This window comes from Pedobacter sp. UYP1, assembly GCF_040547305.1.
Lineage (GTDB): Bacteria > Bacteroidota > Bacteroidia > Sphingobacteriales > Sphingobacteriaceae > Pedobacter.
The window spans coordinates 111,767-128,938 of record NZ_JBEPPL010000002.1 but is presented as its reverse complement, the minus strand read 5'-3'; the positions used below and the strand labels follow the sequence as shown (position 1 = coordinate 128,938).

Below are 17,172 nucleotides of genomic sequence, written 5' to 3'. Positions count from 1 at the left end.
TGTTTATTATGTATACATCATTTATTAAAGCGTCTGTTCTACTCACTGGATGGATGCTGGTTTTAGGAAAACCGGCCGTAGCGCAGCAACAGAGCCGGCAGCTGGATGACTATATCTCATTGGCTTTTGGGCAGAACCAAGGCTTAAAGCAGCAGAATTTCGATTTGGAAAAATCACTGTTTGCCTTAAAGGAAGCGAAAGCTATGTATTTGCCTACGGTGAGCATGCTGGGCAGTTACACAAAATCTGCGGGTGGCAGAACGATAAATGTACCGGTTGGCGATCTGGTCAATCCTATTTACAGCGCGCTTAATCAATTGACTTCTTCGTCTAAATATCCGCAGGTAGCGAATCAATCTTTTTTATTGAACCCTGATAATTTTTATGACGTCAAACTCAGAACATCACTTCCTTTGATCAATGCCGAGATCCGTTATAATAAACTGATTAAACAACAATTGATCAGCAGTCAGCAGGCTACGGTGAATGTTTACAAAAGAGCATTGGTCAAAGACATTAAAACTGCGTATTACCACTATTTCCAAGCCTTACAAGGCGTTGAAACTTATCGGAGTGCCCTATTGCTTATTGATGAAAATATTCGTGTGAATACAAGTTTACTAAAGAATGGGGTTAGAAATGGAACTGCTTTATTGCGTGCACAGACGGAGCAGGAAAAAACCAATGCTGCTTTAATCAATGCGCAACGCAACGTGGATAATGCCAGTGCTTATTTTAATTTCTTATTAAACCGACCTCTAAAGGAGTCAATTCTGATAGACAGCGTTGCCATTGCCAATGTGTTAGTTGTACCGGATACTACGACCGGTATTGGCGGACGGGAAGAATTAAAGCAGTTAAGTAGTTTAAAAGAGGCCAACAACCTGGATTATAAATTACAACGGTCTAACCTGATTCCTAAATTGAGCACCTATATCGATCTTGGATCGCAGGGAATGGATTTTAAAGTAAATGATAAAACCAGGTATTATCTGTGGGGTGTCAATCTGCAATGGGACATCTTTACAGGAGGTAAAAATAAGTTCCGTGCAGCACAGGCACAATCAAACATCAAGTCAAATACAGCAAAAATTGATGAAACGGAACAATCATTTAAATTACAATTAGCCCAATCTTACAACAATTACCGCGCTGCTAAGGCTGCTTGTACCAGTGCAATATCGGGGTTATCCTTTGCGGGCAAATATTACAGAGATCAGCTCAAAGCATACCGTGCAGGACAGTTATTATACCTGGAGCTGATTGATGCACAAGATCAGTTAACCATTGCAAAACTCAGAATGGCCGATACACAGGCCGACTTACAAATCACGCTTGCCGAACTTGAACGTGACCAGGCCACTTATCCATTGAATAATTAATATTAAAATATAAACAAAATGAAAGCTATTCATTATGCTGCGCTATTGCTGGGAGTACCGTTATTTTACGCTTGCAATACCTCAACCCCGGTTGCCAGTCAGGCTATGGGAAACGATACGATCCCGGTTCAGGTTATGAAACTTAACCTGGAAAGCAGTAATGCTGCGATCCCGGTATCCGGACAATTTACAACAAACGATGAAGTTATGCTCTCTTTTAAGACCGGGGGGATCATAAACAGCCTGCTGGTTAAAGAGGGGGATGCAGTTAAAAAAGGGCAGTTGCTGGCAACATTGAACCTGACAGAGATTAATGCGCAAGTGCAGCAGGCTCAACTGGGCTATGAGAAAGCTAAGCGTGATTACCAGCGGACAAAAAACTTGTACAGTGACAGTGTAGCTACTTTAGAGCAACTTCAAAATAGCAAAACTGCGCTCCAGATTTCTCAGCAGCAACTCAATCAAGTAGATTTTAACAGGAAATATTCGGAGATACATGCACCTGAAAATGGGTTTATTCTAAAAAAACTGGCTGATGTAGGCCAGCAGATTTCTTCTGGTACTGCTGTATTACAAACTAATGGGGCACAATCCGGGAAATGGGAGTTAAAAGTAGGCATCAGCGATAGGGAATGGGCAATTTTGAAATTGAATGATCCGGCAAAAATAGAAACTACTGCGATGCCTGGACAGGTTTTGGATGGTGTGGTGAGCCGTAAGTCTGAGGGTGTTGATGCAGCTACTGGAACATTTACAGCTTATATCAGGTTAACCGGACAGACGCCAAAAGCTATTGCTGCCGGTATGTTTGGAAAAGCAACATTGAGCCCTTCAAAACAGATGGAGCATAAAGGAAACTGGCAGATACCATACGAAGCTTTGTTAGATGGTGACGGTAGCAGCGGTTATGTATTTATCACCAATGATAACAAAACTGCGCATAGGGTAAAAGTGACCGTTGCAGGAATTGAAAAAAACACGGTAACCATCAGTGAGGGACTGGAGAATGCTGCAGCATTAATTATTTCGGGGTCAGCCTATCTGACAGATAACAGCAAGATCAGTATTCATTCACCATTAAAAGCAGCGAAATGAAAATATCAGATTACGCTGTAAAAAACAGCCAGTTTACGCTGGTGATTTTCCTGATGATTATCGTATTGGGGATTACCACCATGTTCAGTATGCCCAGATCGGAAGATCCGGAGATGCATGCACCAGCTTTTTCTGTGATTATTGTTTATCCGGGAACCAGTCCCAGGGATATCGAAGACCGTGTGGTTACTCCGCTGGAAAAAACGATCTCCGGGTTAGATGATATCAAAAGAATCCGGACCAGTATCTCTAATGGGGTGGCTGTTTTAAGAGTAGAGTATAAGTACAGCAGCAGTGTAGAGGGAAAATATCAGGAAATTGTAAGAGAGGTTAATAGCAAAAGAAGTGAATTACCGGCTGATATTTATAGCATAGAGGTACAGAAACAGCAACCTTCGGATGTGAATGTATTGCAGGTTGCACTGGTTTCGGAGAATGCACCGCGCAGCAAGATGCAATACTATGCGGAAAAGCTTCAGGATGAACTGGAAAAGGTAGCTGCATTGAAGAAAGTATCTATTTTTGGCTTGCCAAGGCAACAAGTACGGATCGAACTTGATCTGGAAAAAATGGCACAAATGAATCTTCCGGTTAGCGCGGTGAAAAATAGCCTTCAGAGCGAAATGGCAAGCATACCTGGCGGGAGTATTGATGCGGCTCACCAGACTTTTAACATTGTAACCAACGAGTACAGAACCTTGGACGCCGTGCAGAATACAATTGTTTATGCGGCAGGAGGGAAAAATATAGTCTTAAAGAATATTGCCCGGGTTTATTATGGGTATGAAGAAGATAAGCACATTACGCGCTTAAACGGGCACCGGAGTTTATTTATAACTGCGGCTCAGAAAGAGGGTGAGAATATTAGTAAAACGCAGCAGACTTATCAGCCGGTACTGGCAAATTTTAAAAAAACATTGCCTGCCAATATTGATTTAGTACAGAATTTTGACCAGGCAGATAATGTAAATAGAAGGCTGACGGGTTTGGGACATGATTTTATAATTGCGATTTTACTGGTTGCGGTAACTTTACTGCCCCTGGGAATGCGTCCGGCAATTATTGTGATGATTTCAATACCGCTTTCGCTGGCTATCGGGATTGTTTTATTACAGCTATTTGGTTTCAACCTGAATCAGCTGAGTATCGTCGGTTTAGTAGTGGCGTTAGGGCTGCTGGTAGATGATAGTATTGTCGTAGTGGAGAATATCGAAAGGTGGATGCTGGAAGGGCATAGCCGTTTGGATGCTACCTTGAAAGCAACTAAACAGATTGGAATGGCTGTAGTGGGGTGTACCATTACTTTGATTATTGCTTTTATGCCGCTGGTATTTTTACCAGAGGGTTCGGGTGATTTTATCAGGTCGTTACCATTGGCCGTTATTTTTTCGGTACTGGCATCAATGTTGGTTTCTTTAACGATTATCCCTTTCTTATCCAGCAGGTTATTAAAAACACACGTTGGGAATCCAGAAGGAAATATGTTGATGCGTGGACTGAAAAGATTGATTCATGGCAGTTATGCACGTTTATTAGATAAAGCGTTGCAAAGACCACTGTTAACTATTTCGATCGCGTTTGTACTTTTCGCAACTTCTGTATTCCTTTTCAAAGTGATTGGGTTTAGTTTGTTTCCTGCGTCTGAAAAACCGCAATTCCTGGTGAATATTACTACGCCAAATCAATCTAATCTGTCTTATACTGATGGAGTAGCCAAGGCTATTGAAAAAGAATTGAAGAAAGAGTCCGAAGTAAAATACTACTCTTCTAATGTGGGGAAAGGTAATCCAAGGATCTATTATAATATTATACCGGAGAATGACCGCAGCGATTTTGCACAGTTGTTTGTCCAATTGGATGAGGATACTTCTCCTGATGCAAAATTAAAGCTGATTCAGAAGCTACAGAAGCGTTGGGCGCATTATCCGGGTGCAAAGGTCGAAGTCAAGAATTTTGAGCAGGGGCCGCCTGTAATTGCGCCGGTTGAGATTCGTCTTTTCGGAGATAACCTGGATACGCTGCGCTTACTTTCTATCAAAGTAGAAAAGCTATTGAAGGAATCGCCGGGTACGATGTATGTCAGAAATCCCGTGAGCTTACTTAAAAGTGATATCCGTGTAGTGGTGAATAAGGAAAAAGCGCAGTTATTAGGAGTTTCTACTATAAATATTGATCAGACAGCAAGATTAGCTGTCACCGGGTTAAATATGGGAACATTTTATAACAATGATAATAAAAACGGCTATGGTGTATTACTGACACGTACCAAAGAGGGCAGGCCTGGGATGGACGCTTTCCGGAATTTGTATGTTGACAATGCAAAGGGAAATGCTTTACCGATGAATCAAGTGGCAGATTTGAAGCTGGAAGCCTCACAGGCAGTGATTAATCACCAGGAAAAGAAGCGTGTCGTTTCTGTACAGGCTAATGTCAGGGATGGTTTTTTAGTTAACCGGGTTATTGATGACGTTATCCTTAAAATGGATAAGGTTCATTTGCCGGCTGGCTATAGTTATGAAATGGGTGGCGAGGTTGAGTCCAGAAACAACTCTTTTGGTGGTTTTTTAAACATCATTCTGGTTACTGTATTCTTATTTATCGCGGTGCTGATCCTTTTATTCAAAACGTTTAAAAGTACGCTGATTGTTTTGTCTGTTATTCCTTTGGGAGTAGTGGGGGCTGCGGTAGCTTTATGGATAACGGGTAATTCACTTTCTTTCGTAGCTATTATTGGTTTGATTGCGCTGGCAGGGATAGAAGTGAAGAACACAATTCTACTGGTAGATTTCACCAATCAGCTCAGGAAACAGGGTAAAGGTTTACAAGAAGCGATCCGGGAAGCTGGTGAAGTCAGGTTTTTACCTATCGTATTGACTTCGCTGACTGCAATTGGCGGTCTGATACCGATTGCAATTTCAACTAATCCGTTGATTGCACCTTTAGCAATTGTTTTAATTGGAGGTCTGATCAGTTCGACTTTATTATCGAGGATTGTTACCCCGATTATTTATGAGCTGATTCCTCCGGTTATAGTGGTTGAAGAACAAAAGGGGGTTGAAGTGCAAAAGCCTGTTGAGAACTAACAGAATCCTGCTAAGTTTAATGGCAATAAAAAAGGAGGCGTTCCCATTTGGGGCGCCTCCTTTTGATTATAACTGTTATTTAGGCAGAGTTTCTACCTGCATTTACAATTCCGTAAACGGTTCTGATAGCCAGTTTCTCATAAGATTGATGTTGTTCGTCGTCAAGCTGATGCTGTAAGTTCTCTAAAGCAAAATGCTGGATCAATACCAAAGGAAGAACGATTTTCTCTCTGACTGCAATTGATCTTTTCTCTACCGGGTAATTTTCCATCAGGGTAGTGTGTCCTGCTAATTTTAAAAGCATTTCTTTAGAGCGTTCATACTCATCACGAAGCATTTTCCAGAAATCACCAAATTCAGGATCTTTAGCAAAATGTGCAGTTATTGAGAAGTCTGTTTTGCTCATAGACATCATTCCGTTGTCTATAATCGTCTTAAAATAACCAGATTCCTGATAGGTTTTGCGGATCTTATCCCAGTTTCCTGAGGCTTCCTGATTTTTTAAAGCGGTACCAATTCCATAGAATCCCGGAATATTCTGTTTCAGCTGCCCCCAGGCAGTTACAAAGCTAATTGCTCTGAGGTCCTCTAAACGTAGTTTCTCTCCTGAACTTCTTTTGACCGGCCTGCTGCTGATTGTTATCTTAGACAATAGGCTCAGTGGGGAGAAGCGCTCCAGGTAATTTAAAAATAATGGGTGTTTACGTAAAGCTACGAAAGCATCAAAACTATCCTTCGCCATCACATTTAAAATATCCTTATGTGGGGAATCCAGTAATATATTGTGTTTTTCTTTCAGGCCGGATGAGATTCCTGCATTGATTAATTGCTCAATATTAAACTCTGCACTATCAATAGAACCATACTGTGAACTGATCGTTTGTCCCTGGATAGTCAACTGTATATTTTTATTGGCAATCTCTTTTCCCATGGAAGCGTAAAAGCGGTGAGTTTTACCCCCACCTCTTGATGGCGGGCCACCACGACCATCGAAAAAGGCCAACTGTATGTTATGCGCTACCGAAGTTGCAGTTAAGGCGACCTTGGCGTTGAAAATAGACCAATTAGCCATCAGGTAACCACCATCTTTGGTACTATCTGAGAAACCAAGCATAATGTCTTGTTTGTTTCCCCGGCTTTCCAGATGTTTCCTGTAAAATGGATGCGTATATAAGCGTTCCATGATTTGTGAAGCACCTTCCAGGTCACTTACCGTTTCAAACAACGGTACAAAATCTATAGTCAATTCTTTTTCATCCCATCCGTTCCATAGAAACAATTCCATGAGTTGAAGGACATCGCTGGCCTGCTGGCAATTGCTGATAATATAACGATGACAGGCAAGTTCTCCATTTTGCTGCTGAATCTGTCTGATCTCGGCAATGGTTTGCAGGGTATCAGTAGTCAGCGAATCTGCATCGCCCGAATAATTTACTTTTGCGGTTTTGAAAGAAAGCAATTGTATTTTTTCTTCTTCTCCTAATTCATCGAAGTTTTCCGGAAAAAGGGAAATAATAGGTTTGAATTGTCTGCAGTATGCATGAACGCTACGAAGTACTCTGCTATCCTGTCTGATGTCCAGAGAGGCAAAATGACTTCCAAAAAGCTCAACTTTACGCAGCAGGTCGTCTACCAGGTCAGCAAAAAGGCCATCGTGGAATTCGATCAGGGTATCTTTAATCTGATTCAGATTCTCCACCAGAAAATCTGAAATGTTGGTCGGTTCAATATTAGTGTCAAAGGCATTTTTATAGAGTACATCCTGCACTTTATAAACTGTTTCTTCTACTCCTCTGAAAGTAATTCTTCGTTTCAGCTTCCTGAAATCTCTGTAATAACAGCGGAAGAGGATTTGGCGCAACATCTTTGAAACCTGTATAGTATCCTGTGCATGCACATTCGGGTTACCATCACGATCTCCGCCTGGCCAGAAACCAAGCTCTATTGCTTTTTTTGAAGGGATATTAAATTCCTCCAGGCTACTGTCTATTTCTGACTGTATATTGGCTGCGGCGAAGTAAAAAACATTCTCCAGATACCAGGTTAAGCTTAATGCTTCGTCAACTGGTGTTGGAGATTTTTTATTAAAAAACGGGGTTTTACCCAATTGCTGTAACAACTGGTTAATGGTCACAATATCATTGATCTTAATTGCTGTAGTAAGGTCATTGATAATAGAGAGCACACTACCCGGATAGAACTGTGTCGGATGCGCGGTAAGCACAAGACGCAAAGAGAAATCTTCGATCAGTTTCGCTATTTTTTCATGAAGCTCGGCGTTAAATTCACTTTTTTTCAACATAGACCGGAGTGAACTATGGTCTTCGGTTGTATTTAATTTTGTGAAGGAAGCATCCTCAACAGCATCAAATAATACAACCTGGCGTTCAATATATTGAATAAAACGGAACAGTAAATCGATAATATCCTTAGGATCTGTTGTTTGGGTATACCGCTCAAAAAAACTCTTAATAATTTCAGCAGGAGTCTTGAGATTCTTGACACCATCTTCACAGTGTTTAATAAAAAGGGGCAGTAATGTGCCAGTATCCTTGATTTTATAAAATGGGAGGGTTAGAAACAGGCTGTTGTAAAGTTCGAATCTGGAGACAACTTCGTTGTTAAAAATGGATTCTCTTGGCCCTGTAACTCTTAGTTTCTGCGTCATAACAAAAGGGTTCTTTTTGGGAGCTTAAGCTACAAAATAATGACGGGAACATCTATAGAATAATGTTAATAAATTTTGCTTGCTTTTTAATTGCAAATACTATAAATTGCTTTCATTAAGGTTTTTTAACTCTTTTAAAAGTATAAGCATTCGTTGTGTGTAGCGACATTGTATTTTTTTGTAAATGAAACAGGCTGTCCCGAAAGGACAGCCTGTTTTTATTTTAGTGAACGTCAACAGGGATGTTGACATTTTTCTTGAATTTCTGCAAATAAAGCAGTGGTATAGAGCACAATAGAACAAGCCCTACTAACCAGTAAGCATCGCTGTAAGTCAGCAATAAAGCTTGTTTGGTTACTGTACCATCAATGGCTTTGATGGCCATTACTTTAGCATCAAGCATACTGTAGCCTTTAGACATGAAATTATGAATAAAAGCATTCATTCTGTCTGTAAATGCCGGATTGTATTCGTTAACATTAGCTAGCAGTGAACTTCTGTGAAATCCCTGACGGGTATGAATCAACGTTGTTAAAGCTGCGATACCAAACGATCCGCCCAATTGTCTCATCATATTGTTCAATCCTGAACCCTGACCAATTTCTGCACCTTTAAGATCCTGAATAGCCAGTGTGGTTAACGGAACAAACAATAAAGCCATACCGATACCTCTGATTACCAGTGGCAGGAAGAAATCACTCGTTCCCGAAGAAAGTGTCGATTTGCTCAGCATATTACAGAAAACGAAGAATAAGAACATCCCGATTGTAGCCATAAACTGTGCAGGGATTCCTTTTTTAAGGAATATACCAATAAACGGCATCATCATAATGGTACAAAGACCACCTGGGAATAACAATTCTCCGGTTTGTAATGGAGAGAAACCTAATAGATTCTGACAGAAAACAGGGAAGACGAATACAGATCCGTATAACCCGAAGCCCAGGATAAATGAGGTCACCATACCAATGGAGAAACTTCGGTGACGCATAATCTTGAAGTTTACAATAGGGTGGTCTGTAGACATCTCCCTCCAGATAAACAGCAATAAACCAATTACTGAAGCTACGGATAGCGCAATAATATAAGGTGTTGCGAACCAATCTTCACTTTCTCCTTTTTCCAGCACAGTCTGTAAACTACCTACTGCAATTGCCAGTAATGCGATACCCCACCAGTCGACAGGTAGTCCCTGCCCATCCTTCGGAGTGGCCTTTATATAGGTTATCGTACAATACGCGGCGAGAATCCCGACGGGAATATTCACATAAAAGATCCATGGCCATGAACTAATGTCCAGGATATAACCTCCGATAGTCGGACCCACAGTCGGGCCTACTACTGCCCCTAATCCAAAGAGTGCGGTGGCTATACCTATATCTTCGCGCGGCCAGGTTTCTATCAGAATAGACTGTGCAGTAGAGATTAATCCCCCTCCGGCAAGTCCCTGAAGGATACGGAATAAAATAAGCTCTTCCAGTGAAGTTGCGTTACCGCATAAAAATGACGCTATCGTAAAGACAATGATGGAAGTTAGAAAATAATTTTTACGCCCGAAACGACTGCCCAGCCAGCCCGACATGGGCAGGACAATTACATTCGCAACGGCATATCCGGTTGATAACCAGGCGACATCCTCAAGAGTCGCGCCCAGGTTACCCTGAATCTGTGGTAAAGCCACGTTTACAATAGTGGTATCAATCAGCTCCAGTAAAGAGGCTGTGATCACTGTAAACGTGATTATCCATTTTTTAAAACCATACTCGGCCATTTTTCTAATCTTTTGTAGTTACAGAAACTTTAACACTCATACCTGGACGTAATTTTTCCAGCATTTCTTTTGAGGCCTTAAGTTTAATTTTAACAGGTACACGTTGAACAACTTTCACGAAGTTACCTGTTGCGTTATCTGGAGGAAGTAATGAACCTTTTGCTCCTGTAACAGGAGAAAAGTTATAAACTTCGCCTGGTATTTTCTGATCAGGGAAAGCATCAACTTCCACTTCCACTTTCAAACCAACACGGATTTCTTCCAATTGTGTTTCTTTAAAGTTGGCAGTTACATAAAGGCTGTTTTCATTTACGATAGAGAATAAAGACTGTCCAGCCTGAATTAACTGACCTTTTTGAATACTTTTCTTAGAAACAATCCCTGTTGCAGGTGCTTTAATTTCTGTATAAGACAACTGTAATTTAGCAAAGTCAACATCCGACTGACGTTGAGATACCCCATTACTGCTTACTGCAAGCTGAGATTTTGTAGTACCAATTTGTTTAAGGGCAACTGTATACTGATCCTTTGCAGCATTGTAAGTAGCCTGTGCAACGTCTCTTGTTGCTTTAGCCTGGTCAAATTGCTGTTGAGTGATCGAGCCGTCTTTAATCAGGTTCGCATAACGGTCAAAATCTTTTTGTGCCTGCCATAATTTTACTTTAGCAGATTCGATATTGGCTTTAGCTGTTCCTGTATTTGCTGAAGTCGCGATAATCTCAGATTGTGAAACACCAACACCAGCATCAGCACCTTTCTGACCTGCCATTGCTTGTTCCAATTTCACTTTATAGTCTCTGTCGTCTAAGGAAACCAATACCTGGCCTTCAGTAACTTTGGTGTTTTCTTCAAATTTGATCTCGTTTACATACCCGCCAACACGTGAAACTACCGGGCTGATATCGCCATCAATCTGGGCATCATCGGTATCTACGTGTTTGCTGTAGTACATATATTCTTTCACGCCAAATACGGCGCCTATAACGATTAGCACAGCTAATATTATAGGGACAACTTTACTTTTCTTTTTAGGTTCAATTGTCGCTTCTGTTGTTGATTCTGTAGTCATTACTAGATGGATTATAATATTATTGAGAAATTTTTCCTGTTGATTTTAATAAAGTATAGTAGGCAAGGCCTGCATCAGCTTTTGCAAGCTCTAAATTGATCTTCGCCTGGTATAAAAGGGTTTCAGCATCAATTCTGTCTATTGCAGAGGCTACATTATTTTTATATTTTGATTCCAGTAACCTGTCATTTTCAGTTGCCTGATCGATCGAGGTTTCCAGTACTTTGATTTTATTTTTAGCAACCTGGTAAGTCTGGTAGTTCCTGTTGATCTCAGTTTTTACGTTATCAGATTGAATATCTTTCTGAATAACGATGCTTTTCTGCTGAACTCTTGCTTCTGTTACCTTATGCTTATTAGTCCAAAGCGTACCGATGTTCCACGAAAGGGTAGCACTAGCGGTCATTGGCATGATATAATTATTTGATTTTGGTAGAAGACTTCCATTAGGATTGATGTAGTAAACATCTGCACCGATACCAAACGTTGGACTCGCGTTTGCTTTAACGGATTTGATATCGATCTCAGCAACTTTATTTTGTAAGTCAAGTTCTCTTAATTCCTGACGGTAAGCTAATGCCTGATCAATATAAGCGTTCAGTGGAGCAGCATCTTTCTGACCAGTAGAAGGGTCTGTGATATCAATCTGAGTATCTTCTGGTAAGCCTAAAAGGATGTCCAGATTGTAATTGATGATCTTACGGTTGCTTTCAATGTCCAGATCTGTCAGGGTAATATTTGCTTGTTGCAGCTGGAATCTCAGTACATCATTTTTAGTCACGATTCCTTGCTCAAAAAAGCGTTGTGATTGTTTCAGCTGACTTGCAATAGAAGCTAAATTTTGTGCGACAACCTTTTTACTTTGAGCTACCTTATATAAGGAGTAGTAAGTATCGATCACTGCATAAGTCACTTCTTCCTGGTTTTTATCTGCATCCAGGCGGGCAACATCAGCTAATAATTTAGTACTCTCTCTCGCATATCTCATCTTACCACCGCCATAAACCAGTTGTTGTACTGAGGCCGTACCTACAAAGGCATCGGCGCGTTTAGGAAGGAATATCGGGCTGCCGCCGTCTAAAACCAATTGATTGGCAGGAATTTCTGCGTGATTGTACAGTACACTTGCTTTAGCTGTAGGAAGAGAATTGTCTTTTGTGACATCCAGTTTGGCCATTGCTTCTTCAATTTTATTCTGAGAAAGCTTTAGGTTCTTGCTGTTTTCTATCCCTAACTGAATCGCCTCCTGCAGCGTCAGTTTTTTCACGTTCTGTGCATAGAGCATGCCTGGCAGCAGGAGAGCGAAGCAACTCATTTTAATTGTTTGGTGTATCATTTATGGGGTGTTAAATAGGTGGTGACCAAATCTTGCAGATGTGCGATTAAGCGGTCGGTTAAAATTTCTTTGTCTTTTGGGATGGTAATGTCTAGTGTGGAGCCATGTGTGATTTTACTCGGCATGGTGGCAACACTGGTGATAGTACCCATAATTGATGCCATGAGCATCCGGGTATCTACTTGCTTGAATGATCCGTCAGCTACTCCATTGTTAATAATGTTTTCAATGACCTGCATATTTCCTGACATCGCGTCTCTTAATTTAAGACACATTTCGGGACGTTGGGCCAGGGAGATTTCTCTATACATCATTTTGTGAAAGGGGATATCTGAAAGGATCCTATGGGCATATCCTTCAATTACTTTCATTAATTTCTGCAATGGGATGATGCTGTCTTCATCAATACTCACTAACTGGGCTTTAAACCCTTTAATTCTATCATTGATTACTTCGAGAAAGACACCTTCTTTTGATCCGAAGTAATAATTGATCATGGACATATTTGCCCCTGATTCTTTTGCAATCTGGCGGGTTGAAGTCCCTTCATACCCCAACTCAGAAAACAATTTTTGAGCAGCTATTAATATGCTCGTTCTTTTGTCTGGCTTTTCCATTTCTGATTTGATGGAACAAAATTAATCAATCGATTGATTGAATTATTATAAGAATAGTGATTCTAATCACAATTTACATATTTCTGACAATATAATCCGTGCTTCTTTTTGGATAAAGCGCTGAATTCTTTCTTATTTGAAATAAATCAATACCTTTGGATCATCAATATTTTAATGATGATTAAAGAAGAAAATAACAAAAGTTTTGATTGGGTTTATTCAGTTTTAGGCCTGGTATGTGGTATTGCTACCGCAGCAGTAATTTCAGGTAGTTTCCTTTGGTCACTATTTGGTGGCGTATTAGGATTGATTATGGGAGCAGTTTTCCTTGGATCAATTGTAAAAGGACGTAAATACTAGTTCACAAACGTCTCTCGGACCAGTTTACAAGTTTATAAACTAAATTTACAAAATGAAGAAGCTCAATCTGTTGATTGTAATGGCATTATTTGCTTTTACAGTAAATGCGCAAGAAGTTAAGTTCCCGGGGTTGGATACCAGCCCGGCAGATATTGCTTACTTCCCTTTAAATACAACTAAGGTTAAAAAAGGAGAAGATGCAGCTCCGTTGATCAAAGTTATTTATTCAAGACCTTCTGTGAAAGGCCGTGAAATCTTTGGTAAACAGGAAGCCTTTGGAAAAGTATGGAGATTAGGTGCTAACGAAAGCACTGAAATCAGATTTTTCAAACCAGTAGTTATTGGTGGGAAACAAATCCCTGCAGGTGCTTATAGCTTATTTGCTATTCCTGAACAAGATAAATGGGTAGTGATTATCAATAAACAAACTGATCGCTGGGGTGCATATACTTATGATGAAACTAAAGACGTAGTCAGAGTAACAGTACCAGTTAAGCCTTTAACCACTGTTGTGGAAGCTTTAGCGATTACTTTTACACCAAATGCATCAGGAGCGAATTTGATTATCGGATGGGACAAAACTTCGGTTGAGGTACCAGTAACAATTAAATAAAAAAAGGCATAAAAAAAGAGAAAAGTCCAACGGGCTTTCCTCTTTTTTTATGCCTTTTTTTATTTAATGTGCACTTCCTGCAAAGAATTTCAAGCCCAGTATAGAGCCGATTAAAGTGGCGATAAAAAATATTCTCCAGAAATTTGCTGGTTCCTCAAAGTATAAAATACCCACGATAACCGTTCCGACAGCTCCTATACCCGTCCACACGGCATAAGCAGTACCCATTGGTAAGGTTTGAGTTGCTTTATTTAAAAAGAAAAAGCTTAAGGTAATACAAGCAAAGAATGCTATACTCCATTTAAGGTTAGAAAAGTTATTGGAAAGCTTAAGACTGGTCGTAAATCCAACCTCAAATAAACCCGCAATAATCAAAATAATCCAGTTCATAATTTAATAATTTGATACAAAAGTACGACCTGCAGCTGGCGTGGCTTTTTACAAATGTTAAAAAATGAAACTATTTGATCTCTGCTCTGATTCTGCTCAGGGTAACTTGTGTAACCCCAAGATAAGAGGCAATATGGCCTAAGGGGATTCGCTGAATCAATAGAGGGTCTGTTTGCAATAGATCAATATAACGTTCTTTAGCAGGCTTAAACAAGCGGCCAATATAACTTTCCTCAGTTTTAATCAAGATAAGCTCTGCCAGCTTTCTGCCCCAGTTGGCCAGTTCTGTGTGTGTATTATATAAAGTTTCCAAAGCTTCAGTTTTTAATTCGTAGAGCCTGCAGTTTTCCAGCAGCTCTATACTTTCATAACCAGGTGTATTGTTAATATAGCTATGGTAGGAAAGAATAATATCACCCTCCATGCCGAACCAGAAGGTGATCCGGTTGTCTTTGCCGTCCACATAGGCACGCGCCACTCCGTTCTCTATGAAATATAAGGAGCGTTCTAACTTTCCGGCCCTGATAATCAGGTGGCCTTTGGGCAATTCTACTTCCTTTAATTCTTTCAACAACAGATTCAAATGCACTTCCTTTAACGGATAAATGCCTTTTATGGACTCCAGCGTATTTTGCAAAACTTTTAATTATCTTGTTTTAGGGATGATAGCAACTGTCAAACGGCTGATACAATTCATTTTTCCCCTGTCATCGTAAATCTTGATATCCCAGATATGTGTTTTCGCCCCTTTATGGATAACAGTACAAATTCCGGTAACTTTTCCACTTTTAACCGGACGTAAATGATTGGCGTTGATTTCAAGCCCTACGGCCTGGTACAATTCAGGATCTATACACATGAAAGAAGCAATACTGCCCAGGGTCTCTGCAAGTACTACAGAAGCCCCGCCATGCAATATTCCTGCAGGCTGATGCGTACGTTCATCTACTGGCATGGTTGCAGTTACCGAATTCTCACCAATTGCTGTAAATTGTATGCCTAAGAGTCCTCCTAAATGGTTTTTGGGTCTGTCATTAAGCTGCTGCGGGGTAAATTCGGTAAACCAGATCATAAGTATCTTTCGTTAATGATTTGTGTGTGGTGCATTAAATGTCCGGCGATCACATAAAGTAAAGCACGAACAGAGATTTGTCTTTCGGAAGCTGTTCCGCTGCGTTTAAGGTCGTGTTCATTTAAAGATTTAAACAAATATAGGTTCGCTTTTCTCAGCAATCTGAATTCTTCTGCAAAGCTGGTCAGGTCCCGGTCAGAAAAGTGTGCATGTGCTACATAATCATCTTCCTCAAAACCCGGTAAAGCAGTTTGCTCCAGGCGGGAAAAACAAGTTAAGCGGTAAACTAAAATTCTTTCGGTATCAATAATATGTCCTGCCATCTCTTTCAGCGTCCATTTACCTGCTGCATAAGCATAATCAGCCTTTGCGGTCAATGTGCTTAAGAAATCAGCAAACTCATCAGCCTGACGTTCCAGGAGTTCAATAATATCACTATTAACTTTTTCAATGTAAGTCAATGCCCATGCCGGGTATTCGTTTGGTTGAGGTCGGTTCATATTTAATACTGCTTTTTAGGATGATGCGAAATGTGGTTCCTTTGCCTAATTCAGAGTCTTTGACGAAGATCTGACCACTATGATAGTTCTCTACAATTCTTTTGGTTAGGGATAGTCCCAATCCCCAGCCTCTTTTCCTTGTGGTATAACCCGGTTGGAAAACGGCATCAAATTTAGATCTCGGAATACCTTTTCCTGTATCTGTAATGTCTATGAATACTTCTTCTTTGGCCAGATGCTCAATAATATTGACCGTAATGTGTCCTTCATTCTCAATGGCATTTGCTGCGTTTTTGAGCAGATTCTCCGTCACCCAGTCAAACAATGGGATGTTGAGCATGGCACGTACCTGATCGTCGCCGGTAATGGTGAAAATTACTTTGTCAGAAGTCCTTAACTGGAAATACTGGATGAAATTACTGATCACAGAATAAACGACATGATCTTCCAGTACGGGTTTCGAGCCAATCTTGGAAAAACGGTCTGTAATCACTTCCAGTCTTTTGAGATCATTCTCCATTTCAGCAATCAATGGGTCATCTTCAGCGTTAAAACGAGATTTCATCAGCTCTATCCAGGCCATGAGTGAAGAAATAGGCGTTCCCAGCTGATGGGCTGTTTCCTTTGCCATCCCTACCCACACCTGATCTTGCTCAGAACGTCTGGCAGAACTGAAGGCTACATAGGCCGTCAGTAAGAACAGGCCAATTACACCAAGCTGAATAAACGGGAAATAGCGTAATTGCGTTAAAATAAAAGAGTCTTTATGATAAATGTGCCATATTTTACCATCCAGACCGATAATTGGCGTACCCGGATGCTGCAGTTTCATTTGCCTCAGCTCCCTTTCAAAATAGGCAGGATCGTATGTTTTCTTGTATTGTTTTTCCACACCATAGTTGGTCTTTGCAGAGTCCAGGCCCTGATAGGAATTGATCAGGCCATCTCCATCGGTCATAATTACCGGGAGTTTCGTGTTTTTGGTAATCGTTTCAATCAGATCGGTAAAGCGGTCATCGTCATACATGACTAAAGACTGCTCGGTTACTTTTACATAAAGCTGAAACTGCACTTGTTCTTCGCGCTCCATCTTTTTAACGAAAAAGTCACTGTAGAACACCGATGCGGTTCCAATTACAATCGCAAAAATAAGGAGGAAGAACTTCCAGCGGCGTTTTTTTTCGTAGGGATTCATAGAATATGCAGGCAAAATACA

The 17,172-nt window shown here is 40.5% G+C and carries 15 protein-coding genes; 5 read left to right on the top strand and 10 right to left on the bottom strand.

Annotation, left to right across the window (positions count from 1 at the left end; all coding sequences use genetic code 11):
• The first annotated feature begins 8 nt into the window (after window positions 1-8).
• From ABIB30_RS04530 to ABIB30_RS04520, 3 genes are read left to right on the top strand one after another with little or no spacing between them, the layout of a single operon-like run.
• Complete coding sequence (locus ABIB30_RS04530; RefSeq protein ID WP_354299603.1) at window positions 9-1,382, top strand: TolC family protein; 1,374 nt, start codon at window positions 9-11, stop codon at window positions 1,380-1,382.
• An 18-nt stretch (window positions 1,383-1,400) separates the two neighbouring features.
• The gene (locus ABIB30_RS04525; RefSeq protein WP_354299601.1) at window positions 1,401-2,477 is read left to right on the top strand and encodes an efflux RND transporter periplasmic adaptor subunit; all 1,077 of its coding nucleotides are present in this window, start codon (window positions 1,401-1,403) and stop codon (window positions 2,475-2,477) included.
• Window positions 2,474-5,560 carry an efflux RND transporter permease subunit gene (locus ABIB30_RS04520; protein WP_354299599.1) on the top strand — a complete coding sequence of 1,029 codons (3,087 nt, stop codon included), beginning with the start codon at window positions 2,474-2,476 and terminating at the stop codon, window positions 5,558-5,560. The genes ABIB30_RS04525 and ABIB30_RS04520 overlap by 4 nt, the downstream gene beginning before the upstream one ends.
• A gap of 79 nt (window positions 5,561-5,639) precedes the next feature.
• Here ABIB30_RS04520 and ABIB30_RS04515 read toward each other — a convergent pair whose 3' ends face one another.
• The 5 genes from ABIB30_RS04515 to ABIB30_RS04495 form a co-directional block, all read right to left on the bottom strand.
• Window positions 5,640-8,228, bottom strand: coding sequence for a phosphoenolpyruvate carboxylase (locus ABIB30_RS04515; protein ID WP_354299597.1), 2,589 nt, complete (start codon window positions 8,226-8,228; stop codon window positions 5,640-5,642).
• A 223-nt stretch (window positions 8,229-8,451) separates the two neighbouring features.
• Complete coding sequence (locus ABIB30_RS04510) at window positions 8,452-9,999, bottom strand: DHA2 family efflux MFS transporter permease subunit (RefSeq protein ID WP_354299594.1); 1,548 nt, start codon at window positions 9,997-9,999, stop codon at window positions 8,452-8,454.
• 4 nt (window positions 10,000-10,003) lie between these two features.
• Window positions 10,004-11,068, bottom strand: a complete 1,065-nt coding sequence (locus ABIB30_RS04505) for an HlyD family secretion protein (protein WP_354299592.1) — start codon at window positions 11,066-11,068, stop codon at window positions 10,004-10,006.
• Between the two features lie 19 nt (window positions 11,069-11,087).
• On the bottom strand, window positions 11,088-12,404 hold the full coding sequence (locus tag ABIB30_RS04500; protein WP_354299590.1) for a TolC family protein: 1,317 nt from the start codon (window positions 12,402-12,404) through the stop codon (window positions 11,088-11,090).
• Complete coding sequence (locus ABIB30_RS04495) at window positions 12,401-13,021, bottom strand: TetR/AcrR family transcriptional regulator (protein WP_354299588.1); 621 nt, start codon at window positions 13,019-13,021, stop codon at window positions 12,401-12,403. The genes ABIB30_RS04500 and ABIB30_RS04495 overlap by 4 nt, the downstream gene beginning before the upstream one ends.
• Before the next feature lie 174 nt (window positions 13,022-13,195).
• On the opposite strand from ABIB30_RS04495, the gene ABIB30_RS04490 reads away from it, so the two are divergent.
• Together ABIB30_RS04490 and ABIB30_RS04485 are read left to right on the top strand one after the other, a co-directional pair.
• Window positions 13,196-13,381, top strand: coding sequence for a hypothetical protein (locus ABIB30_RS04490; protein WP_232324642.1), 186 nt, complete (start codon window positions 13,196-13,198; stop codon window positions 13,379-13,381).
• Window positions 13,382-13,433: 52 nt separating this feature from the next.
• Window positions 13,434-13,994: a DUF2911 domain-containing protein gene (locus ABIB30_RS04485; RefSeq protein ID WP_354299585.1), complete on the top strand. Its 561-nt coding sequence runs from the start codon at window positions 13,434-13,436 to the stop codon at window positions 13,992-13,994.
• A gap of 63 nt (window positions 13,995-14,057) precedes the next feature.
• On the opposite strand, the gene ABIB30_RS04480 is transcribed toward ABIB30_RS04485, so the two are convergent.
• The 5 genes from ABIB30_RS04480 to ABIB30_RS04460 all read right to left on the bottom strand — a co-directional run bounded on the left by ABIB30_RS04480 (window position 14,058) and on the right by ABIB30_RS04460 (window position 17,151).
• On the bottom strand, window positions 14,058-14,384 hold the full coding sequence (locus ABIB30_RS04480; protein ID WP_354299582.1) for a DMT family transporter: 327 nt from the start codon (window positions 14,382-14,384) through the stop codon (window positions 14,058-14,060).
• A 70-nt stretch (window positions 14,385-14,454) separates the two neighbouring features.
• Window positions 14,455-15,021, bottom strand: coding sequence for a Crp/Fnr family transcriptional regulator (locus ABIB30_RS04475; RefSeq protein WP_354299580.1), 567 nt, complete (start codon window positions 15,019-15,021; stop codon window positions 14,455-14,457).
• 9 nt (window positions 15,022-15,030) lie between these two features.
• Complete coding sequence (locus ABIB30_RS04470) at window positions 15,031-15,456, bottom strand: hotdog fold thioesterase (protein WP_354299577.1); 426 nt, start codon at window positions 15,454-15,456, stop codon at window positions 15,031-15,033.
• Complete coding sequence (locus tag ABIB30_RS04465; RefSeq protein WP_354299574.1) at window positions 15,453-15,956, bottom strand: DinB family protein; 504 nt, start codon at window positions 15,954-15,956, stop codon at window positions 15,453-15,455. Before ABIB30_RS04465 ends, ABIB30_RS04470 begins: the two co-directional genes overlap by 4 nt.
• Window positions 15,904-17,151, bottom strand: a complete 1,248-nt coding sequence (locus tag ABIB30_RS04460) for a sensor histidine kinase (RefSeq protein ID WP_354299571.1) — start codon at window positions 17,149-17,151, stop codon at window positions 15,904-15,906. The genes ABIB30_RS04465 and ABIB30_RS04460 overlap by 53 nt, the downstream gene beginning before the upstream one ends.
• Window positions 17,152-17,172 lie beyond the last annotated feature (21 nt).